12 protein-coding genes and 1 tRNA gene are annotated in these 22,375 nt (G+C 66.2%); 7 read left to right on the forward strand and 6 right to left on the reverse strand.

The window, feature by feature from the left end:
* The first annotated feature begins 329 nt into the window (after positions 1 to 329).
* On the forward strand, positions 330 to 2,150 hold the full coding sequence (locus tag GJV26_RS04380) for a hypothetical protein (RefSeq protein ID WP_155707761.1): 1,821 nt from the start codon (positions 330 to 332) through the stop codon (positions 2,148 to 2,150).
* 327 nt (positions 2,151 to 2,477) lie between these two features.
* Here the strand turns inward: GJV26_RS04380 and GJV26_RS04385 are convergent.
* Positions 2,478 to 2,552 (reverse strand) — tRNA-Val (locus GJV26_RS04385).
* Between the two features lie 144 nt (positions 2,553 to 2,696).
* Positions 2,697 to 2,996, reverse strand: coding sequence for a putative quinol monooxygenase (locus GJV26_RS04390; protein WP_173346141.1), 300 nt, complete (start codon positions 2,994 to 2,996; stop codon positions 2,697 to 2,699).
* A 289-nt stretch (positions 2,997 to 3,285) separates the two neighbouring features.
* Here GJV26_RS04390 and GJV26_RS04395 point away from each other — a divergent pair, with 289 nt between their 5' ends.
* Entirely contained in the window at positions 3,286 to 4,848 is a 1,563-nt protein-coding gene (locus GJV26_RS04395) for a sensor histidine kinase (protein WP_173346142.1), read from the forward strand.
* 11 nt (positions 4,849 to 4,859) lie between these two features.
* On the opposite strand, the gene GJV26_RS30615 is transcribed toward GJV26_RS04395, so the two are convergent.
* The 3 genes from GJV26_RS30615 to GJV26_RS04410 all read right to left on the reverse strand — a co-directional run bounded on the left by GJV26_RS30615 (position 4,860) and on the right by GJV26_RS04410 (position 11,283).
* Positions 4,860 to 6,470 carry a sensor histidine kinase gene (locus GJV26_RS30615; RefSeq protein WP_155707764.1) on the reverse strand — a complete coding sequence of 537 codons (1,611 nt, stop codon included), beginning with the start codon at positions 6,468 to 6,470 and terminating at the stop codon, positions 4,860 to 4,862.
* 203 nt (positions 6,471 to 6,673) lie between these two features.
* Positions 6,674 to 9,352 carry a bifunctional diguanylate cyclase/phosphodiesterase gene (locus GJV26_RS04405; protein ID WP_173346143.1) on the reverse strand — a complete coding sequence of 893 codons (2,679 nt, stop codon included), beginning with the start codon at positions 9,350 to 9,352 and terminating at the stop codon, positions 6,674 to 6,676.
* Positions 9,353 to 9,636: 284 nt separating this feature from the next.
* Entirely contained in the window at positions 9,637 to 11,283 is a 1,647-nt protein-coding gene (locus GJV26_RS04410) for a sensor histidine kinase (RefSeq protein WP_173346144.1), read from the reverse strand.
* Here GJV26_RS04410 and GJV26_RS29765 point away from each other — a divergent pair.
* The 4 genes from GJV26_RS29765 to GJV26_RS04425 all read left to right on the forward strand — a co-directional run bounded on the left by GJV26_RS29765 (position 11,276) and on the right by GJV26_RS04425 (position 20,062).
* A complete protein-coding gene (locus GJV26_RS29765; RefSeq protein WP_173346145.1) occupies positions 11,276 to 11,608 on the forward strand; it encodes a hypothetical protein in 333 nt (110 codons plus the stop codon). The two genes, GJV26_RS04410 and GJV26_RS29765, sit on opposite strands and share 8 nt — an antisense overlap.
* Positions 11,583 to 17,411, forward strand: a complete 5,829-nt coding sequence (locus tag GJV26_RS04415) for an AAA family ATPase (protein ID WP_173346146.1) — start codon at positions 11,583 to 11,585, stop codon at positions 17,409 to 17,411. Before GJV26_RS29765 ends, GJV26_RS04415 begins: the two co-directional genes overlap by 26 nt.
* 1 nt (position 17,412) lies before the next feature.
* Positions 17,413 to 17,811 (forward strand): response regulator, encoded by a 399-nt coding sequence (locus GJV26_RS04420; protein WP_155707768.1) that lies wholly within the window; start codon positions 17,413 to 17,415, stop codon positions 17,809 to 17,811.
* A 220-nt stretch (positions 17,812 to 18,031) separates the two neighbouring features.
* Complete coding sequence (locus GJV26_RS04425; RefSeq protein WP_155707769.1) at positions 18,032 to 20,062, forward strand: AsmA family protein; 2,031 nt, start codon at positions 18,032 to 18,034, stop codon at positions 20,060 to 20,062.
* 42 nt (positions 20,063 to 20,104) lie between these two features.
* Here GJV26_RS04425 and lhpI read toward each other — a convergent pair whose 3' ends face one another.
* Positions 20,105 to 21,049, reverse strand: a complete 945-nt coding sequence (lhpI, locus tag GJV26_RS04430) for a bifunctional Delta(1)-pyrroline-2-carboxylate/Delta(1)-piperideine-2-carboxylate reductase (RefSeq protein WP_155707770.1) — start codon at positions 21,047 to 21,049, stop codon at positions 20,105 to 20,107.
* A 278-nt stretch (positions 21,050 to 21,327) separates the two neighbouring features.
* Here lhpI and GJV26_RS04435 point away from each other — a divergent pair, with 278 nt between their 5' ends.
* A complete protein-coding gene (locus GJV26_RS04435; RefSeq protein WP_155707771.1) occupies positions 21,328 to 22,329 on the forward strand; it encodes a bifunctional helix-turn-helix transcriptional regulator/GNAT family N-acetyltransferase in 1,002 nt (333 codons plus the stop codon).
* Positions 22,330 to 22,375: the final 46 nt, after the last annotated feature.

Raw genomic sequence — 22,375 nt, forward strand, 5'->3', positions numbered from 1 at the left:
ACCCGGGCGCAATTTCCGGGTCGGCCGGCCTGATTCGAATCCAGCCTGTCGCTTTCGGAAAAAGCAAGTGTGATCGATGCGCGGCAATGCTTCGAACCAGCATATTCCAGATACCGGCACCATTCAGCATCGCTAAACCAGCTCATGCATGCAAGAGGCTCCATTAATACTATTCCACGAGGAAACAGCCGTATTTGCACGATTTACAAATTAACTTTTATTTTGCTAGTGTTGCAAATAACCAAAATATGGGTAGTTTCACCTGCATCGAGTTACCGCAAGGATGTGTCAATGCTAAAATGTTGTCTTATTTTTAACTAGGAATACGTATGAAGAAATTGGTACAGAAGATCGTCGTATCGGCGATCATGGCCGGTTTCGGCATCTCGACTGCCGTTGCCGCCGATGCCTGCCAGGACTGTTTCAAGAAGCGGTGGATTTATTTCAACGGCAACATCACGTTGCCGGCGGACTATGCAGCCCTGCAAACGCTGATCGTGCAGGCCCGGAAGGAAGGCTTCAACGGCATCGCTCTCAATAGCGGCGGCGATGGCTCCTTCACCTCGCTGGCCGGCCTGCCTCAGAATAAATACAATCTGATAATTGAAAACACGAAAAAACTGGTTGCACTGGCCAGCCAGAATAATATCGAACTCATTCCGGTGGCCGGCGGCCCGGAAGTGCCGGCCGCACTGAATTCAAACCTCGTCGAAGCCTTGCCGACGAATACCGTGTTTACTGTCGAAGGCAGCACTGGCCGGGTAAAGGACCTAACAAACAAGATTCCGGACGGAGGCTTCGATACGACAGCCGGATGGGGCATGGACACGGTAGTGACGGTGGATAAATCCGAAGGCCACACGCGCGCACCGGCGATCAAACTGACGCCGTCGGATGGAACGATCAAGTTACCGAACGGAGAACCCAATTACAACTCCAGGCTCGTCAAGAACCTGAAATTGCCGGCACATAAATCCTACAAGCTTTCTTTCTGGCTCAAGGCCAGCCCCGGTTACGTTACGTCGGACCTTTTCATCCAGATCCTCGATGTCGCTTCCGGCGCCCCGGCGTACAAGAACGGCCTGGGCTGGGCGCTCGGCAGCAATGGCGAGTGGGAAGCCAAGAGCAACCGGGAACTGTTTGCCGAAAACAGTTCGGACTGGAAGAAATACGAATTGATCTTCAATACCGGGAACTTCACGAATCTTAATCTGTGGTTCTCGAACCAGACCAAAGGCGACCCCGCCACGTTCGCCCTGATCGACGATGTCGAACTTTACGAGATCGGCCTTCCCAAACTGGTGGACCGCGCGAGTATCACGACGGTGGTAACCGGCAACGGAATCCAATACGCCAAAGGCCAAGATTACGCCATCGATTCGATCAATGGAAAACTGAACATACCCAAAGGAAGCAGGATAGCAAGTGGTCAGGACGTGACGGTTTCCTGGCATCAATCAGGTGTAAACCTCGCCGGACGATGGAACACGCCATCGACAGCGTGCACGGACGGATATTTCTATTGGCAGAATACGTTGCACAGGAATTTGTTCCAGCTGTTTGGAAACAAGTTCGGCGAAGGCAATACGAATAAATACTTCATGCCCTATGACGATATCCGCGTCATGAACTGGGACAAATCCTGCGCCACCGGGAATAATGCGGCAGATTACCTGGCTTCCACCGTCAACAAGGTGCGGTCCAACATCGTTGCCAATAATAAATCGGTCGAGATTCTCACATGGAACCAGATGTTCGATCCGCACGTGAATGCCAGGGCGAATTACTGGCAAGTCAACGGCAGCCTGGTGCCCTCATCCGTCAAGCTCGATTCGAATATCGTGGTGGTCAATTCGGCCGGTGGCGGCAGAACGGCCATGGCGGACGACAAGATCCGTGCCGCATCGCTCAATTTCTTTGCACGGCGCGGCCACAAGCAAGTTGCCGCCTTGTATCACGACAACCGGGACAGCGTGAAGAACTGGATCGAGATCATCAGCGATCCCATGACGCCTGCTCTAGACGGTGTGATGTATACATCATGGGTCTACAACAAGGAAGATCGTCTCCAGGGTTACAAGGAGCTCGAAGAAGTGGCGCGACTGCTTCGTGACAACCTTCCTGGCAAGTGGCCCGCCAGGCAGCCGTGATAGAGCGCCGATTCCACCCGATTGCGTCGCCAGCGGACATGCCGATGGCAGGCGTGCCGGCAGCGCACTGACCGATTTGGCCACCATGTTTTCAGGTTGAAACGGCGAATCGGCCATGAGCAATCGTGAATCAAAACAGCTCCTGCGCTCCGGGAGCTGTTTTTCATGGCGTCTTCCGGGCGGCACGCGAAGCGGTACGATCCGGCGACATCTCGACCGCAAGAACGGCGATGGACAAGAAGATTCAGCCTGTTTCGTACCGTTGGCACCGACGCAAAAAAGGCCTGCAACGCAACGTTGCAAGCCTTTCATGTGTCCTGCGAATCCTGGTGGGAAGTGCAAGTTTCGAACTTGCGACCCCTGCAGTGTGAATGCAGTGCTCTACCCCTGAGCTAACCTCCCGAAGAGGCATGATTATAGGGAAGACCATTGCATGACGTCAAGGCCCTTTGCATGGAAGCGCAAAGGGATTCCAATCCCGAATGTAAAAGTCCGGCGGATGCCATGCCGGCGTGCGGATAGGCCCCCCGATAGCGGCCGGGAGTGCTATGCCCCCAGCAGCCCGGCCCCGCCCAGCGGCACCGTCTCGAACCGCTCCCCGAACCCGGCGATCAGCGGCCGCCCGGCCACCAGCGCCTCCTTCACGGCCGGCAGGCCGAGCGAAGCCTTGTGGCTCTCCGCGCTGTCCCACGCCTCGGTGATCCACAGCGCATCGGCATCGTTCGGATCGGCGGCGACGATGTAGCTCAGGCAGCCGGGCATCGCAGCCGTCGCCTTCAACAGGATCGCGGCTAGCGCATCGCGCTGGCCGGGGGTGGTTTTGATTTTTCCGATGAGACCGTACATGGGTTTTTGCTCTTTTACTGGAGAAAGGATCGACTGGCAACCCGCCAGGGGAACGACCGCCATGGCCGCCACAAGGGTACGCCGCTTTGCTTGCATGGGCACTCGCGAAAGTTGGAAACGCCGGACATCGCGTCACGCTCGCAGCATAACGAAATTCTGCCGTTGCAAAATACGCGAATTGTCACCATCGCGGGTTGCCGTGCTGCCGATAGTTATGCAGGGTAATTAAAATTGTGACATCATGCCTGGTACTCGCTTTTCGCGAGCTTTACCAGAAACGCCCCGCCTCATGATTCCACCCGCCAGTCCCGCCGATCGCGCCAGCCCCGAAGTGCGCTTCGGCGCCCTGTTCGAGCAGGCGCCCGTCAGTATCCAGATCCTGGCACCCGATGGCCGCACGCTGCGCGTCAACAAGGCGTGGGAAAACCTGTGGCAGATCCATGAAGGCTCGGCGCTCAGAGCCCATGTCTTCAGCGCGGACTACAACGTGTTGCGGGACCCGCAACTCATCGCGGCCGGTATCGCCGCCTGCCTGGAGCGCGCGGTTGCCGGCGAATCCGTGACCATTCCAGCCATTCGCTACGACGTCGCGGCGCTGGGCGGGACAGGACCGGCGCGCTGGGTGACGGCGCGCGCGCACCCGATCAAGGACAGCCACGGCAACATCCTGGAAGTGATGCTGATGCACGAGGATATCAGCGAGCGGATCGAAGCCGAGACCGCCCTGCGCACCCGCGAAGAACGTTTCCGCATCCTCGTGATGGCGACCAACCAGATCGTGTGGACGAACACGCCGGATGGCCGCGTGCTCGAGGATTCGCCTTCCTGGCGTGCGTTCACGGGCCAGACATACGACGAATGGAAGGATTTCGGCTGGCTGGATGCGTTGCATCCGGACGACCGGGACGGCACCAGGGCGTTGTGGACCGCCTGCGTGGCATCGCGCTCGGTGTTCGAGACCAGGTACCGTATCCGCCGCGTGGACGGCTGCTATCGCTGGATGGCGGTCAAGGGCTTGCCGATCGTGGACGCGAACGGCGCCATCCGCGAATGGATCGGCGCCAATGCCGATATCCATGACATGGTCACGGCACAGGCCGGACTGCAGGAGCAGGACCGGCGCAAGGATGAATTCCTGGCGATGCTCGCCCACGAACTGCGCAACCCGCTGGCGCCGATCTCCGCGGCGGCTGAGGTACTGAAATTCTCCGCCGCCGACGAAGAGCGGGTGCGCCTGGCCAGCATGGTCATCGGCCGCCAGGTGCGCCATATGACTTCGCTGGTCGACGACCTGCTCGATGTGGCGCGCGTGACGCGCGGCCTGATCCAGCTGGAGACCGCATGCGTGCACGTGATGGACATCGTTGCCAGCGCCGTCGAACAGGCGCGGCCCCTGCTCGAGGCGCGCGGGCATGCCTTTGCGATCGACGGCGATGCCGGCGGCGCGCAGGTGCTCGGCGATGCGCACCGCCTGGTGCAGGTGGTGGCCAACCTGTTGAACAATGCCGCGAAATACACGCCGCGCGGCGGGCGCATCACGCTGGCGCTCGCGTGCCATGGGGCGGCGGTGACCATCGAAGTACGCGACAACGGCATCGGCCTCGACCACCAGCTGCTGCCGCACGTGTTCGACCTGTTCACCCAGGCGGAGCGGTCGCCCGACCGCACGCAGGGCGGCCTGGGCATCGGCCTGGCGCTGGTACGGCACATCGTCGCCATGCATGGCGGCACGGTGGCCGCGCATAGTGGCGGACCCGGCATGGGCAGCGTATTCACGGTGACGCTCGATACGGTGGCGCCCGATGCCGCCGGCGTATCCGCAAGTTCCGAAACGGCAAAGCAAACAGGGTAGCGCCGGGGAGCCTAGTGCTCCACCGGCCCGCAGCCGGCGGTTTGGTCCGCCCGCGGCAGCGCCAGCGTAAATGTGCTCCCCTGCCCCGGGCCCGCGCTGGCCGCGCGGATCGTTCCGCCATGCAGCTCGGCCAGCCGCTGCGCCAGCCACAGGCCGAGACCGAGACCGCCCTCGGCGCGGTCGGAAGTGAGCGCGGCCTGCGAATATCGCTCGAACAGCCGCTGGAGCAGCCCGGCATCGATGCCGACCCCGTTATCTTCGACGATCACTTCCACCTGCCGCGGCCCCGCCGCCAGCGTGAGCACGATGGTGCCGCCCGGCGGCGTGTACTTCGCGGCATTGTTGAGCAGGTTCGACACGATCTGCACCAGCCGCTTGTGATCTCCGCACACATGGGCCGGCCCGCCAGGCAGCACCACCCGGCAATCGTGGCGCCTGCGCCGCATCAGGTCCTGTACCTGGTCGAGCGAGCCGGCGATCACGTCGCGCATGTCGAGCACGGCGCGGTCCAGTGCGATCCGGCCGTGGCTCACGCGTTCCACGTCCATCAGGTCGTCGACCAGCGCCACGATCTGGCCGACCTGGGCGGCGATCACATTGCCGATCCGTTGCCGCTCTTCGGGCCGCGCGGCGCCACCCAGCCGCAGCACTTCCGCCGCCGCGCCGACCGGCGCCAGCGGGTTGCGCAGTTCGTGGGCCAGCGTGGCGAAAAAGACATCCTTCCTGTCATGCTCGGCGCGCAGGGTCCCGAGCGCGGCGTGCAGTTCGCGCTCCGCATGCGACCGGGCGGCATCGACCGCGGCCAGCCCGATCGCGAAGCGCCAGATGATCATCATGAACAGAACGACCAGGCTCCAGACGAACAGCGGCAGCGCCGTGCCGCTGTCGTACAGGCCGGCCCGGGCAGCCATGGCCGCGAGCGCGCCGGTGCCGACCGGCACCACGAACGCCAGCACCAGCAGCCGGCGCGAGATCCGCGCGCTGGGCAGCTCTCCCGTGACCGCCGCCATCAGGCCGTCGCGCGGATGCGCGAACAGGATACCCAGCGACAGCAGGATCACCTGCGCGGTGGTCAGCACGGAAGTGCCGCGCCCCGGCAGGAAGCGGAACAGCAGCGTGTCGCGGAACAGGTACCCTGCCAGGTTCAGGATCGCCAGCAGGAATACCGCCAGTGCGATGGCCTGGGCAAGCTTCATCCGCGTGCGCGCCGCGGCCAGCGCCAGCGCGCAGCCGAGCCAGAAAAACATGCCGGCCGTGACCGGCGACGACAGGCTCGTTGCCTGTTCGTGCCCGCTTCGCATCGGCACGAAGGGAAACGGCGGCCCGCCGGCGAGATAGCAGGTTTCGATGGCGAGCGCCAGCGCGATCACGGCCGCGGGCCATGGCAGCACGAGCGCCGGCCGCGCCGGCCACGTCCGTTGCGCCCAGAGCCCTCCCGCCATCAGCAGCGACAGGATCGCGGTTGCCGGCACCATGGCCGGCAAACCGGGAACGATCGAGATGAACGCTCGCTGTCCAGCCAGCCAGCCGCCGAGATTGGCGATGCCGATCGCCAGGCAGGCCGCGATGACGAGCGCCGATAGCGGCGAACGGCACTGCGGGGGTTCGTCCCGCTTGTTCACCGTATGAAGCCGCCTGCGCCGCCGCAACGGATTGCCGCAGCCGGCCTTCCTGCGCGTGCGACGTCCTGGACCGTGCGATCGGGATCGTTGTTCATGTTTTCTCCCTGCGTCGAAGCCGTCAGGTTACTGCGCTGCGCAGTGGAGAACTGTTCGATCAGGCACACTGGGGCGATGTCGCTGCCGCGCTGCCGCACTACCGTTCGTCAGGCGGCCACCTCCAGGCTGTGCGGCAGTTCGTCGGCCGGCACCGGCCTGAACAGATGGAAACCCTGCAGTTCGTCGCAGCCCAGGGCTTGCAGGATGCGCACCTGCGTCGCCGTTTCCACGCCCTCGGCGACCACCCGCATGCCCAGCGAATGGGCCATGGTGATGATCGCCTGGAAAAACACATCGCCGTTTTCATCCTTGCCAAGCCGGCTCGTGAACGACTTGTCGACTTTCAGCAGGTCGAAGGCCATGTTGTGCAGCATGGAAAGCGACGAGTATCCGGTGCCGAAGTCGTCCACCAGCAGCCTGACGCCCAACGCGTGGATGGCCTGCAGGTTGTCCGCGGTGCGCCGCGGATCGACCACCATCGACGATTCGGTCAGCTCGATCTCGACGGACGAGGCACTGATCCCATGGCGGGCAAGCGCGTCGCCGATACTCTCGCGGATATCGCGCTCGTTGAACTGCCGGCTCGACACGTTGATGGAAACAGGCACGCTGGCATAGACGCCCCCGGACCACCGCGCGATCTGCGCGCAGACCAGGTCGATCACCAGCTCGCCCAGGTTCAGTATCAGGCCGGTTTCCTCGGCCAGGCCGATGAATTCGTCCGGCGCGAGCACGCCTTCCAGCGGGTGATTCCACCGCACCAGGGCTTCCAGGCTCGTGACCTTGCTGGTCCGGCAGTCGACGCGCGCCTGGTAATGCATGACGAACTCGTTGTTGGCGATGGCGGCGCGCAGTTCCTTTTCGCGCCGAGTACGCGCGCGCATCGCATCGTAGAACGCCGAGTTGAACAGGTGGTAGCGGTTCTTGCCGGACGTCTTGGCCTCGTACATCGCGATATCGGCATGCTGGTACAGCGTTTCCATGTCCTTCGCATCGCAGGGGTACACGCTGATGCCGATCGACGTGCCGACCGAAGCGGTACCCTTCGACGTGGTGAACGGGGCCTGGAAGGCATGCAGGATGCGATCGGCCACGTGTTCCGCCTCCGATTCGTGGGCCAGCAGTTCGAGCACCACCACGAACTCGTCGCCGCCGAGCCGTATCACATGGTCGTTCGGGCGCACCGCCACCTTGAGGCGCTTGCCCACGTGCTGCAGCACTTCATCGCCGGCGCCATGGCCGAACGTATCGTTGACCAGCTTGAAGCCGTCCAGGTCAACGAAGAGCACCGCCAGCTTCTGGCCCGCCTTGTCCGCGCGTTCGAGCATGGCCGGCAACTGCCGCCGGATCCAGCCGCGGTTGGGCAGGCCGGTGAGGGTATCCTCGTTGCCCCTGCGTTCCAAGTCTGCCATGTGCGACTTTTCCAGCGTGACGTCGCGCACGGTGATGGCAAGCACTTCCTCCGACCTGACAACGCCCATGCGCAGGTGCTGCGGCTCGCTCCTGCTGTCCGGCTCGATCTGGAAATCCTCCTCGGCCGCGCCCTGCCGGAACGCCTTGTCCAGCAGTTCCTTGGCCGGTTGCGCGGCCAGCCCTCCCTGTATGCCCAGCAGGCGCTGGCCGATGACCGACTGGCGCGACGAACCCAGCATCGCGGCGCCGCGTTCGTTGCAGTCCACGATGCAGTAATCCACGATGACCTTGCCTTCGCCGTGCACCGGCTGGCAGATGAAGAAGCCTTCCGTTCCGCCTTCCGTGGCCTTGCGGTAGGCGGCCTGGGAAAGTTCGAGCTGGCGGCGCTCGCGATGGAAACGGACCGACATCGTCGTGGCGATGATCACGAACGCCGCCAGGACCAGGTTGGCGCCCGCCGCGATCTGGATGGACAGCAGGCGCCGCTCGTTCATCGCGGCCTGCGCTTCGGTCTGGTCCGCCGCCGCGATGACGACGATCGGGAATCCGTCCACCCTGGCCCAGGAAATGAAGCGGTTGACCGAATCGCCGAAATCCTTTCCGGACACGTAGATGTTTCCCGCCGACGTGTCGAGCGCGAAACGCAGCGACAGCGGAATGACCGGCGGCTGGCGCCCGGCATGCTCCGCGCGGAAAGCCCGGGACGCGCCATCGATGCCGTACGACGCGACGAAGCCATGCTGGCCGAGAATGCCGCCGTCGTAGGGCGCCATCAGCGAATCGCTGTCGAGAGCCACCACCACCACGCCGGCCAGGTTGCCGGAGGCATCGAGGATCTTGCGGGAAAAACGGACGAAATACTCGTCCTGCCCCGGCAATTTCCTGGGCGCGCCGATGAACATCGCATCCACGCCGCTTTTCGTCTGCTCGGCGAAAAAGGGCAGGCTGCCGGCAGTTTTCAGTTCCTCCTCGCCCCAGGCCGAGGGACTGTTCGTGAACAGCATCTCGTACCGGGGGCTGAAGACCGAGATATTGAGGATCGCCTTGTCCGGGCCCACCACTTCGTCGAGCGTTTTCTGTTCGGGCTTGCCGCCGACCGCCTGCCAGTGCGAACCGATCAGCACGAGGATCTGGTCGATCATCGTCAGGTCGCGCGACAGCTGGGCCGCCTGGTTCACCGCGATCCTGGTCGCGGTTTCGTAGGCCCGGCGTTCGAACTGGGTGCGCTCGGCGTCGAGCACCTGGAACAGGTAGACCCAGCAGGTGCAAGCCACGATCAGGCCGAAGAACGGCCATGCGAAGATAGGCAGGCTGTCCGCCCTCATGGCACGCAGGGCGCGGGACTTGAGCGCCGGGCCTGGCATCTCGTCCATTGTTGTCTCCTCACGCCGCTGGTGTCGTGCTTGCGTTTCGCGCTCGCGTTTCGCGCTCATATCCTGCGCTTGCGCCCGTATCGCATGCATTCTCATTGCCCGTTGAGCCAGACGAAGCTCAACCGTGGGTGCAGCTTAAGCATACGCGAGCGGGTTGCAGGTCGCAAGTGAATAGCGTGCGGGAGCAACGGCCCCGGCGGCATGCCGGTGGCTGTGGTAGCCGATGCGGTGAAGGAATTTGCGGCGGCGCCCGATGCGCCGTCCGGTGCCGGTGACGGCTGGCCTCAGCGGACAGCGGCCCCCGGGTGGCTAGCGGACCCGTCGGCGGCATCCAGCCGCGGCAACACGACTGTAAACGTGCTGCCCCTGCCCAACCCGGGGCTGCTGGCGTGAATGGTACCGCCGTGCAACTCGACGATATTCTTCACCAGCGCCAGCCCGATTCCCAGGCCGCCCTGCACGCGGTCGGGCGTGCGTTCCGCCTGGGCGAACAGGTCGAACGCACGCGACTGAAGGTCGGCCGGCATGCCGATGCCGTTGTCGGTCACTGACAGCGACACCCGGACCGCATCGGCCGACAGCCGCACGTCGACACGGCCCCCCTCCGGCGTGTACTTGGCGGCGTTGCTGAGAAGGTTCGCCAGCACCTGCACGAGCCGCTTCCTGTCGCCGGAGACCGGCGCGGGCGCGCCGGGAAGCTCGACGGCCACCGCATGGCGGCGCGCATCCAGAACGGGGCGCAGCTGTTCCAGCGCATCGTGCACCACCTCGCCCATTTCGGTCGGCGCGCGCCGCAGGGTCACGAGGCCGCGGGTCACCCGCGACACGTCCAGCAGGTCATCCACCAGGCCGGACATGTGGCGGACCTGGCGGCGGATGACCGCGCTGGCATGCCGCACGCCGGCCTCGTCCAGCGTGCCGAGCGACAGCAGCTCGGCCGCGGTACCGATCGGCGCCAGCGGATTGCGCAGTTCGTGCGCGAGCATGGCCAGGAACTCGTCCTTGTTGCGGGCTTCCTGGCGCAGCGTCTGCTCGACGACCCGGTGCGCCAGGTACTGGTCGGTGACGTCGGTGCCTTCCACGAAGATACCCTGCACCGTGCCGTCCGCGCCGACGATCGGCTGGTAGATGAAATTCATGAAGCATTCGGTCAGCGTGTCGTCCGGCCCCCGCCGGAACCGCGCCGACATGCCGTGCACGACACGCGCCTTGCCGCTGCGGTACACGTCGTCGAGCATCGCGAGGAAACCCTGCGCCACGATCTCGGGCACGGCGACACGGGCCGGCTTGCCGATGTAGTCGCGGTCTCCGCTGAGCGCGATGGTGGCTTCGTTGACCAGTTCATACACGTGGTCGGGACCGCGCAGCACCGCCATGAAACTGGGCGCCTGCCGGAACAGCGAATGCAGGCGGTCGATGTCGGCCTTCAGCGTGAGGTTCGCCTCGTAGACCTGCCGGGCACGCGTGAAAATGCCGCTCTGCTCGGGAAGCAGGGCCAGCGGCGCATCGCCGCCATCCCGGGAAGCATGGCGCAGCCGTTCCAGCTCGGTGACATCGATCGGGTGCTGCAGCACGTACGCCACCTCGCCGTCCGCGCCGAGCACGGGGCTGTGCGTGATGCTCCAGTAGCGCGCCTCGAAGCCGTCGCCATCGATCCGCGGGACGTCGAAACGCAGCAGCGCCATCACGTCGACCTCGCGTGTGCGGATCACCCGCTCGACCGACGCGATGGCCTGCCCGAGCGTTTCCTGGTCGGTCGGGAACGCATCCCAGGCCCAGCGCCCCACGATATCGGCCAGCGCGCGATTCGTCGATGCCAGGTAGGCCCGGTTCGCGCCGGCGATATTCAGGTCGCGGTCCAGCACCAGGTAGGGATTGGGCGACGCATCGAACAGGGCCTGGTGAAAATTATCGATCAGTGGCATGGTCATCGCAGCGATCCGGCCGGTGCCGCCGGCCACCATCAAAAACTGCATTGTATCGATGGCGCGTCGTGCGCTATGTGCGCTCACGCTCTCCGCGGCCATCGCCGGCGCGATGCTGCGCCGTGCACGTTTGCTGCACATTTTGCCGCACGCTACGCCGTATCTCACGCCGCACGTTACATATTTCGTGCGGCAAACAAATATTCGCTCGGGTAAGATGCGCAAATTGCCTGACGGCCAGTTCCGCCATATGCCGGCCGGATTCACGGAATCCTTCACGCCAAGCGTGCCGTGGTGTAACGTGCATGAACCGCTTCGTACGCTGGAGTAAATCGTTGGTACCGATCGACACGCCCATCCCCGATCCCGGCGCAGCGGACATCATGCGCCCGCTGGCCGCCGATGAGATCCACAAGGTTCACGAAAACCGGCATTACCGGTTTTTCCGGGCCCGCAAGGGCGGCGAGGCGCTGTTCGTCAAGTCGGCGAGCATCCGGCCGCTGGATACCGGCGCCATCGCCGCGCTGCGCCACGAATACGAACTGCTGCACGATATCGGCATCGAAGGCGTCGTCAAGGTCACCGGGCTGCTGCAGTCGGACAACGCGCTCTCGCTGGTGATGGAGGACGCGGGCGGCCAGAATCTCGCCGCGCGGCTGCGCGACGGCGCCCTGGCGCCGGCCGCGTTCTGCGACATCGCCACCCGGCTGGCCCGGGCCGTGGCGGGGCTGCATGGCGCCGGGATCATCCATCGCGGCATCGGCCCGGACAACATCGCCTGGTGCGCCGCGACGGGCCGGGCAACGCTGCTCGACTTCCAGACCGCCATGTTGCTGACCACGTTGCCGGTGGCGGGTGGCGACGCGGCGCGGCCGGAAGGCAACCTGGCCTATCTGTCGCCGGAGCAGACCGGCCGCACCGGCCGGCCCGTGGATGCGCGGTCCGATCTCTATTCGCTGGGTGCCACGCTGTATGAAATGCTCACGGGTGCGCCGCCCTTCACCGCGCGCGATCCGATCGAACTCGTGCATGCGCACCTGGCACGCCGGCCCAGGGCGCCGCATGCGGTCGATGCCGCCATCCCGGCTGCCCTGTCCGGCATTGTCCTCAAGTTGCTGGAGAAGGAACCCGAGCGGCGTTACCTGACCGCAGCCGGCCTGGCGGCCGACCTGGCGCGCGCCGGCGGCGAGCTGGCCCGCACGGGCACCGTCCAGCCGTTCGCGCTGGGCGAACACGACGTGCCGCACGGCCTGTACCTGCCCGAGAAGCTGTATGGCCGGGCACGCGAGCGCGCCACCCTGCGCGCCGCCTTCGACCGGGCCTGTCAGGGGCGCCGGGAACTGGCGCTGGTGACAGGCGCACCGGGCATCGGCAAGTCGGCCCTGGTCAACGACCTGGAACGGCAGGTCATGCGCGAGCGCGGCTACTTTATCGCAGGCAAGTTTGATCAACTGCAGCGCAATGTGCCGTATGCCGGCCTCGTGCAGGCCCTGCGCATGCTGGTACGCCAGCTGCTGACCGAACCGGATGACGCGCTGGCGGCCTGGCGGCAGGCCATCCTGGCGGCGGTGGGTCCCAACGGCGGGATCCTGGTCGACGTCATCCCGGAGATCGAGGCGATCCTGCAGGCGCAGCCGGCGGTGGCCGCACTGGAACCGGTGGAGTCGAAGAACCGCTTCAGCCAGGTGTTCACCTCGTTCCTCGGCGTTTTCGGTGGCAACGGCCGCCCGTTCGTGCTGTTCCTCGACGACCTGCAGTGGGCCGATGCGGCATCGTTGCAGCTCATCGGTCAATGGATCGGCGACGCCGGCGGCGGCCACCTGCTCGTGGTGGGCGCCTATCGGGACAGCGAAGTCGGCCTGGCTCATCCGCTCGCGCGACTGTTCGCGGAAGTGAAGGCCGCCGGCGCGCAACTGCCGGAAATCCATCTCGGCCCGCTGGAACCGGACGACGTGGGCGACCTGCTTGCCGACGCGTTCGGCCAGCCGCCCGGGCAGTGCGCACGGCTCGCCGGGCTGGTCGCCGCGAAAACGGCGGGCAATCCCTTCTTCATCCGCCGCCTGCTCCACGAGCTGCACAAGGAATCGCTGGTGCGCTTCGATCCGCGGGCCGGTTCATGGACGTGGAACATCGATGAAATCGAACGCGCTCCGGTCAGCGACAACGTGCTGGCGCTGATGGTCCGGGCGATCGACCGGCTGCCGGAAGCGGCACGCGAGCTGCTGCAGGCCGGCGCCTGCATCGGCCACGATTTCGACCTGGGCACGCTTGCCGAGGTCGGCGCACGCTCGCGCACCACAGCGATGAACGACCTGTGGCCGGCCATCGAGGATGGCCTGCTGGTGCCGCTGCGCGAAGCCTATAAGGCGCCGCGGCAGGCCGGCCCGCTCGATGACGACCTGGCCGGCCTGCCCGTCGTGCTGCGCTTCGTCCACGACCGGGTGCAGCAGGCCGCCTACTCGCTGCTCGGCGAGGAACGCCGGCAGGCGCTCCACCTGGCCATCGCGCGCCAGCTGCTGCGCAGTACCCCGGCCGGCGAGCTCGAGGCCCGGCTGTTCGACGTGGCGGACCAGTTCGCACTCGGCGCGGCGCTGGTCGCGGACCCGGCCGAGCGGCTGCGTGTCGCGGAACTGTACCTGGGCGCCGGGCGCAAGGCCAAGGCGACCGCGGCCTACGAAGCGGCGTTCGATTACCTGGCCGGCGGCAGGCAGCTGCTGCCGCCATCGGCGTGGCGGGCCCATGCCGCGCTGGCCTTCGCGCTGCACCGCGAACTGGCCGAGGCGGCGTACCTCGCGGGGCGGCACGCCGTGGCGGAACAGGTGATCGAAGCCAGCCTCGCGCATGCGCCGTCGAAGGTCGCGCTGGCGGACCTGTACTCGCTGCGGGTATTGGCGGCAACGGTGGCCGGCGACTGGTCCGGCGCATTGCGCTGGGGCCGGGAAGGCCTGGCCGTGTTCGGGCACGCGTGGCCGCTGGACGGCCTGGCGGCCGCCAACGACGCCGAGGCCGCCGCCGTGCCGGTCAACCTGGGCGCGCGGCGCGTCGAAGACCTGGTGAGCCAGCCCGAAGTGGCAGACGACGACATCCGCGCCTGCATGCGCCTGCTCTCCATCCTCGGCCCGCCGGCCTACTTCAGCGGCTCGGCGGTGCTCACCTTCCTGGTGACCCGCGGCGCCAACCTGTCGCTGCTGCACGGCGCCTCGCCCTACTCCGCCTTTGCCTACGTGTTCCACGGCGCGCTGCACAACGCGCGCACCGGCCAGTACGACGTGGGCCATGCGTTCGGCAAGGTGGCGCTGGCTCTGGCACGGCGCTTCGGCAACCGCGCCGAGGAAAGCCGCACGCTCGAAGTGTTCGGCCTGGTGGTGCACGCATGGCGCATGCCGTTGAGAGACAGCCTGCCGCTGATGATCGAAGGCCACCGCGCCGGCGTGGAATCGGGCGAGCTCGCCTACGCCGCGTTCAATCTCTGCGGCATCCTGATCAACGGCTTGCCGGCCGCCGTGCCGCTGCCCGGCTTGCTGGCCGACGCCGACCTGGCGGTCGAATTCGCCACCCGGCACCGCAACCGCACCGGCCGCGAGATTTCATTGCCGTTCCGGCAGTTCGCGCGCGCGATGACGGGCCGCACGCCCGTGCCCGCGCGGTTCGATGACGGCGACTTCGACGAATCGCGCTTCCTCGACGAGACGCAGGGCAACCAGACCGCCATCGGGCAGTTCTGGGTGGCCCGTCTCCAGGCAACGTACCTGTTCGGCGATTACGCGGCGGCCCTGCACAGCGCACGGGAGGGTGCGAAGTGCGTGGATGCCGGCATCCTGGGCATGGTGACATCGGCGGAGCACGTGTTCTACAGCGCGCTGGCGCTGGCGGCGCAGGACTCGCGGGGACAGGACTCGCCGGTCCAAGGCTTGCCCGCACAGGACTTGACTGAACCGCGTGCCTCGATCGCCCCCCTGCGCGCGCGGCTGGCCAACTGGGCCGTCCACTGCCCGGCCAACTTCCTGCACAAGCAGAAGCTGGTCGACGCGGAGCTGGCACGCCTCGACCGCGCGCCCTGGCGGGCGATGGAACTGTACGGCGAAGCGATCGAAGCGGCCCGGCAGCACGGCTTCGTCCAGGATGCGGCGCTGGCCAACGAACTGGCGGCGGCCATGTTCCTTGCGCAGGGCCAGCCGCGCCTCGCGAATGTCTACCTGGACGCGGCACTGGCCGGATACCGCGGCTGGGGCGCAACGGCCAAGGTGGCGGCCCTGGCGAAGCGCCATCCGGGGCTTGTCGCGGCGCCGCCGGAGGCGCGGCCGATGCCGGCGCACGCCGCGCCGCCGCTGGCGCTCGATGCGCTGGGGCTGATCAGGGCATCGCAGGCGATCGCCGCGGAAACCGTGCGCGCGCGGCTGTTCGAGCGGATCCTGCAGATCGTCGTCGAACTGGCCGGGGCGCAGACGGGCATGCTGCTGCTGGGCGACACGGCGGCGCTGCGCGTGCGGGCCCGCATCGCGGCGGAAGACGGCACCACGATCGTGCTGGAAGATACCGCGCTGGCCGACTGCCCCCTGCTGCCGCGCGCCATCGCCCGCTACGTGGCGCGGCTGCAGCAACCCGTGGTGCTGGGCGACGCCGCGCGAGAAGGCGCGTTCGCCGCCGACGCGGAAGTACAGTCGCTCGGCCTGCGCTCGGTGCTGTGCGTGCCGCTCCGGCAGAACTTGCAGTTGATGGGTTTGCTGTACCTGGAAAACAGGGCGATGGCGCACGCGTTCACCGCAGCGCGCGTGGAGGTGGTGCAGGCGCTCGCGGCGCAAGCGGCGATATCGCTGGAAAACAGCACGCTGCTGCGCGAGCGCGAGCGGGCGGAACTGTCGGCCCGCTTCCTGGCCGGCGCGGGCGCCGCGCTGGCCGAATCGCTCGACTACGCGGCCACGCTGGCGCGGGTTACGGCGCTGGGCGTGCCCACGCTGGCCGACTGGTGCATCCTCGACCTGGTCGATGAATACGGCAACGCGCGCCGCGCCGGCGTGGCGCATGGCGACCCGGCGCAGCATGCGCTGGCCGCCGCCCTGAAAGCCGTTTCCATCCCGGCCGCCGGCAATCTGCTTCACCCGGCCACGCAGGCGCTCCACGAAGGCCAGGCGGTACTGCTGACGGACGTTTCCGGGGAACGCGTGCGGGCGATGGCCTATGGCGACGAGCACCGGCGGCTGATCCTCGCGACGTATCCACGTTCGTTCATTGCGGTACCGCTGTCCGCCCGCGGCCGGACGCTGGGCGTGCTGACCTTCATCGCCAGCGCGCCGCGCAGGCCCTACGGGCAGGCCGACCTGGCGCTGGCGGGCGCGCTCGCCGACCGCTGCGCGCTGGCGATGGACAACGCCGCGCTGTACCGGGAAGCGCAGGATGCCATCCGCGTGCGCGAGGATTTCCTGGCGGTCGCCTCGCACGAACTGCGCACGCCCCTGACGCCGCTGCAGCTGCAGATCCACATCATCGAACGGCGCCTGCCCCGGCTGTTCGACAACGGCCAGGGCGGCGAGGACGGCGCGGCATGGCTCGCCCCGCGGCTGCGCACCCTGCGCCGCCAGGGCCAGCGCCTGGAACGGCTGGTGACCGAACTGCTCGACATATCGCGCATCACCAGCCGGCAGCTGCAGCTCGAGCTCGAGGAAGTGGAGCTGGCCGACATCGTGCGGCAGGTGATCGAGCGGCTGGAGGACAGCGGTGAGATCGCCCAGGCCGGTTCGGCGCTGGCGGTCGGCTGCGACGCGGGCATTGTCGGCTCGTGGGACCGCCTGCGGATCGAACAGGTCGTCACCAACCTGCTGTCGAACGCGCTGAAGTACGGCGAGGGCAAGCCGGTCGCCCTGCGCGCGACGTCGGACGGCACCGAAGCGGTCATCGAGGTCACCGACCACGGCCTGGGCATCGAGTCCGCACACCTGCAGCGTATCTTCGGCCGCTTCGAGCGCGCCGTCTCGGCCCGGCAATATGGCGGTCTCGGCCTGGGCCTGTATATTGCAAGCCAGATCGTCACGGCGCTGGGTGGTAATATCCACGTCACCTCCACGCCAGGGGCCGGCTCGACCTTCACGGTCCGGCTGCCGCTGGCGCAGTCTCCCTCACCAGGAAAGTTCACCTGACATGGATCCGGTTCCGCCACAGGGTTCGACAGCCAAGACGATCCTCATCGTGGACGACGATGCGGACATCCGTTCCGTGCTGTCCGAATTCCTCGAGGAAGAAGGCTATGCGACCGCCACGGCGCCCAACGGGCGCGAAGCGCTGAGCTACCTGCAAAAGCATCCGGAGACCTCCGTGGTGCTGCTCGACCTGATGATGCCGGTGATGAACGGGTTCCAGTTCAGGGCATCGCAGAAAAGCACGCCGGCGGTAGCGGCGGTGCCGGTCGTGGTGATGACGGCGCGCGGCGCGTTCGACCCCGCGGAAATGGATGTGCAGTGCGTGCTGGCCAAGCCGCTCGACCTCGACCTGCTGGTCGCTTCGCTCGACCAGGTCCGGCGGCCCGCCGAACTGCGCTGAAGTAAAGACGTAGCGCATCAGGCCTGCCGCGGCCGCTTCCCGTGCCACAGCCGACGCCGGCCAGATTCTGGCGAGCAAGCACAATCGATCCCGAATGCCCCGCAAAGTTGCGTGTCTAACAAACACGATACGCCATCGAAGGTAGGGTTGTGCTTTTAGGCGCCCCTGGCCGCACGCTGGCTGCAACCGGACGGCGCCGCCCAACCAAGGTGCGAGTGCCATGAAAATAAATTCGAAAGCCGCCAAGATCGGCGGCGCCCTTCTCGCGGCAATCCTGGGGTTGCTGATCCTCTTCATGCTGTTCGACTGGAACATGCTGCGGCCCTATATCAACCGCAAGGTCTCCGAAACCACGGGCCGCGAATTCGCCATCCGGGGCGACCTGGACGTGAAATTCCACCGCGGCCTCGACAACGAGAAAGGCTGGCGCCGCTATGTGCCGCGGCCCTATGTCAGCGCGCAGGATATTCGCATGAGCAATCCTTCGTGGAGCACGGTGGGCAAGCAGATGGCCACGGCGAAGCGGGTGGACGTGGGCTTCCGCATCCTGCCCCTGCTGGGCAAGGATTTCATCATCACCGACCTGCGGCTCGACGGGCCGCAGGTGGCGCTGCAGCGCCGCAAGGACGGCAGCAATTCGTGGACGCTGAAGGATAACGGCCCGTCCGAATGGAAGGTCGATATCCAGCGCCTCGCCTTCTCCAGCGGCACGCTGCGCTACCTGGACGATTCGATCAACCTCGACCTGCACGCGGATGCGAAATCGATCAGCGGCGCCGGCGCGCCCGCCGTGAAAGGCGCCCAGCCCTACGGCCTGGCATTCACGCTCGGCGGCAGGTACAACAAGGCGCCCGTGACGGGCGGCGGCAAGGCCGGCGCGGTGCTGACGCTGACCGACTCGGATACCACCTTCCCGATCGAGGCGAACGCCAACATTGGCGGCAACAGGATCAGCGTGGAGGGCGTGCTGAGCGATCCGAAATCGCTGTCCGGCCTGGACCTGCAACTGAAGCTCGCCGGCCAGAGCATGGCCGACCTGTACCCGCTCACCGGTGTGCTGCTGCCGCAGACGCCGCCCTATTCCACGCATGGCCGGCTGCTCGGCGAAAAGAACGATGCCGATGCCTGGACCTTCACGTACCAGAAATTCACCGGCAAGGTGGGGGCGAGCGATATCGCCGGCACGCTGGCCTATTCGCAACGCAAGCCGAGGCCGTTGCTGCGCGGCGAGCTGACATCGCAGCAGCTGCGACTGGCGGACCTGGGCCCGGCCGTGGGGGCCGACACCGGCGCCGGCACGAAGCAGGCCGGCAAGGTGAAATCGCCGCCCGCGGGCAAGGCGCTGCCGGTCAATGAATTCAATACCGACAAGTGGGGCGCGCTGGACGCCGATGTGAAGTTCACCGGCAAGCGCATTGTTCGCGTCAACGACATTCCGCTGCAGAACGTGGTGGTCGACCTGCACATGAAGGACAAGGTGCTCAAGCTCACGCCGCTGAACTTCGGCATGGCCGGCGGGAACATCTCCTCCAATATCTCGCTGGACGGCCGCCAGAAGATGATCAATGCGCAGGCCCGCGTGGCGGCCCGCCACCTGAAGATCCGCGAGCTGTTCCCCAAGCTGCAGTCGATGCGGGGCAGCTTCGGCGAGATCAACGGCGACGCGGCGCTGGCCGGCAAGGGCAACACGGTCGCATCGATGCTGGCCACGTCGAACGGCGAACTCAACGCCGTCGTCACCGAAGGTTCGGTCAGCAAATTCGTGCTGGAGCTGGCGGGCCTGAATGTGGCCAACGCCGTGTTCGTCAAGGTATTCGGCGACAAGCAGGTGCAGATGAATTGCCTGGCCGCCGAGGCGGGCGTGCGCAACGGCCGCGCGAACGTGGAGCGCTTCGTGCTCGACACGGACGATGCCGTGATCGACGTTACCGGCTACGTGGACCTGGCGCAGGAACAGCTCAACCTCGACGTGCGGCCCAAAACCAAGGGCACGCGCATCTTCTCGCTGCGCACGCCGCTGTACGCCAAGGGCACGTTCGCCGACCCGGACGTCGGTCCGTACAAGGGCCCGCTGGCGCTGAAGGCCGGCGCGGCCATTGCGCTGGCGACCGTGTCGCCGCTGGCGGCCATCCTGCCGCTGGTGAACGTGGCGAAGGTGCCGGACACGAACTGCGCCGCGGCGATCAGGGAAGCGGAAAAGGCGCCGCAGGTGCGCGAGGCGCCGAAGGCGAAGGCGGCTGCGAAGAAATAAGATGCTATTCCCTGGCGACCGCGAACAAGCCTTGGCGGCCCGTTACCCGCTCGCCAGGCTCTTCAGCGCCACGCGCGCCGCTGCCAGGTCCCACGCCGCGGTACCGACACTCTTGAACACGGCGGCGCGGTTCACGTCGACCGGCCCACGCAGCGCGGCGGCGAGCGAACGGACACGCGACCAGTCGGTGTTCGCCCGCAGCAGGTCGCCGGCCTCGTGCCGCGCGCCGGCCGGATCGTCGGCATACAGGTCGCTGCCATCGAGCGTGATGCGGCCCAGCTCGGCCATTTCGGGCTTGAACGCGCCGGCACCGATCACCAGCCGCCCCGGCCGGGCCTGCTCGTCGTAGACCGGCTCCTTGCTGGTCGTCAGCATGATGACCGCATCGATATCGGACGGCGGCGCGGCGCAGGGGCCCAGGAACGGATGCAGGTCCCGATGGCTGTCGCAAAAGGCTTCGGACGATTGCGCGCTCCTTCCACAGACCAGGATCTCGCTTTGCGGATGAAGCGCGTGGATGGCCCGCACATGGTAGCCGGCCTGCACCCCGGTACCGAACAGCAGTATCCGGGCGGGCGCGCGGCGCAGCAGGGTGCGGATGGCCAGCATCGATACGGCGGCGGTGCGCCGGCCGGTGACTTCGGGGCCGTCCAGGATGCACAGGATGCGGCCCGTTGCCGCATCGCAGACCGTGACCGTTGCGTGGATGGTGGGCAAACCCCGCCGCCGGTTGGCCGGCTGGACGTTGACCAGTTTGTGGATGCCGATATCGCGCGCCGTGGCCGGCATGCTGAGCAACACCCCGCCCTCCCCCAGCGGCACCACCAGGCGCTCGGGGCTCAGGATGGTGCCCGCTTCCTGCTCGGCTGCCGCCTCGGCGATGGCATCGACCAGCATGTGGAAATCGAGCAGCGTGGCAGTCCGTTCGCGATCGAAGACCAGCGGGCCCGTATCGGTTCCGCCGTTGGTACTGGATGGGCTATTCATGCATCCTCCGTATCGGTTGGGCCCGATGCACGACGCATTGGCACCCCGCGTGGCTTCAATGCAGCCTGGCCCAGATCTCGTCGACCTGGGACTTGGGCCGTTCGATCGCGCGAAGCAGCCTGATTTCCAGCCACAGCATTCATCCCGCCCTGCAACCAGCATATAACACCGGCGAGCGCACCGTCGTGCTGTTCGATCCAACTGCAGGCCTACGTGCGCCTTGACCGCGAAGACCAACATTCCATATACTGTTATATATCGCGTTATGGAGAATTGAAATGGTGGATTTGTTGCGGGATTCGGGACCGGTATTCCTTGGGAGCCGGCTCAAGCGGCTTGGCGAGCGCATGCAGGCAGGCGCGGCACGGGTCACCCAGAATGCGGGGCTGACGATGCAGCCGGCGCATATGTCGCTGCTCGCGACGCTCGACGGCGGTCCGATGACGATCGGCCAGCTGGCCGAAGCGGTCGGCATCAGCCAGCCCGGCATTACACGTGGCGTCGGCCAGTTGATCGAGCTCGGCCTGGTCCTGTCCGAGCAGGGCGAAGACCAGAGGCAGCGAACGGTCTCGCTGACCCCTGCCGGCCTGACAGCCCTGGCACGGGCAAGACTGCACGTCTGGCCGCAGGTGGAAGCGGCGGTCGAAGCCCTGCTCGGGGACAACGCCGGACAATTCCTGGCGCAGCTGGCACGGATCGAAGACGTGCTCGAGCGGACGCCGCTCGATGTCCTCGCCGCCAGGAGCCGGCCCGAAATCCTGGCGATTCGCGAATACAGCGACGAGCTGGCGGCCGACTTCCACGACATCAATGCCGAATGGATTACCGACATGTTCCGGCTCGAAGCGACCGATGTGGACGTACTGCGCAATCCGCGCGAAAGAATCATCGATGCGGGCGGCACCATCCTGTTCGTGGAAGCGAAAGGGCTGGGTATCGTTGGCGCCTGTGCGCTGCAAAAAACCGGTCCCGGCAGTTTCGAACTGACGAAGATGGGGGTGCGCAGTTCGGCGCGCGGATTGAAAGCCGGAGAATTCCTGCTTGCCGCCGTCATCGAGCGCGCCAGGTCGCTGGATGCCGGACTGCTTTATCTGCTCAGCAATAAAAAGTGCGCCGCCGCGGTGCACCTTTACGAAAAGGCCGGGTTCCTGCACGATCCGGACATCATGGCGCGATTCGGCGCCCGTTACGAGCGGTGCAATGTCGCGATGCGCTACCCGCTTCCTTCGCCGGCGCCGGCGCCGGCGGATCCTGCATCGGCCGGCAGCGCGCGCGCTTGAGCTTGTGCCTCAAGGCCTCGCGGCTCGGGCGTTGCGGGTAGGCGGT

The organism is Pseudoduganella dura, assembly GCF_009727155.1.
GTDB lineage: Bacteria > Pseudomonadota > Gammaproteobacteria > Burkholderiales > Burkholderiaceae_D > Rugamonas > Rugamonas dura.

Coding starts and splice junctions, on each gene's coding strand:
- GJV26_RS04380 (WP_155707761.1), top strand. CDS start 330: ATGAAGAAATTGGTACAGAAGATCGTCGTATCGGCGATCATGGCCGGT.
- GJV26_RS04390 (WP_173346141.1), bottom strand. CDS start 2,996: ATGTACGGTCTCATCGGAAAAATCAAAACCACCCCCGGCCAGCGCGAT.
- GJV26_RS04395 (WP_173346142.1), top strand. CDS start 3,286: ATGATTCCACCCGCCAGTCCCGCCGATCGCGCCAGCCCCGAAGTGCGC.
- GJV26_RS04405 (WP_173346143.1), bottom strand. CDS start 9,352: ATGGACGAGATGCCAGGCCCGGCGCTCAAGTCCCGCGCCCTGCGTGCC.
- GJV26_RS29765 (WP_173346145.1), top strand. CDS start 11,276: ATGGTCATCGCAGCGATCCGGCCGGTGCCGCCGGCCACCATCAAAAAC.
- GJV26_RS04410 (WP_173346144.1), bottom strand. CDS start 11,283: ATGACCATGCCACTGATCGATAATTTTCACCAGGCCCTGTTCGATGCG.
- GJV26_RS04415 (WP_173346146.1), top strand. CDS start 11,583: ATGAACCGCTTCGTACGCTGGAGTAAATCGTTGGTACCGATCGACACG.
- GJV26_RS04420 (WP_155707768.1), top strand. CDS start 17,413: ATGGATCCGGTTCCGCCACAGGGTTCGACAGCCAAGACGATCCTCATC.
- GJV26_RS04425 (WP_155707769.1), top strand. CDS start 18,032: ATGAAAATAAATTCGAAAGCCGCCAAGATCGGCGGCGCCCTTCTCGCG.
- lhpI (WP_155707770.1), bottom strand. CDS start 21,049: ATGAATAGCCCATCCAGTACCAACGGCGGAACCGATACGGGCCCGCTG.
- GJV26_RS04435 (WP_155707771.1), top strand. CDS start 21,328: ATGGTGGATTTGTTGCGGGATTCGGGACCGGTATTCCTTGGGAGCCGG.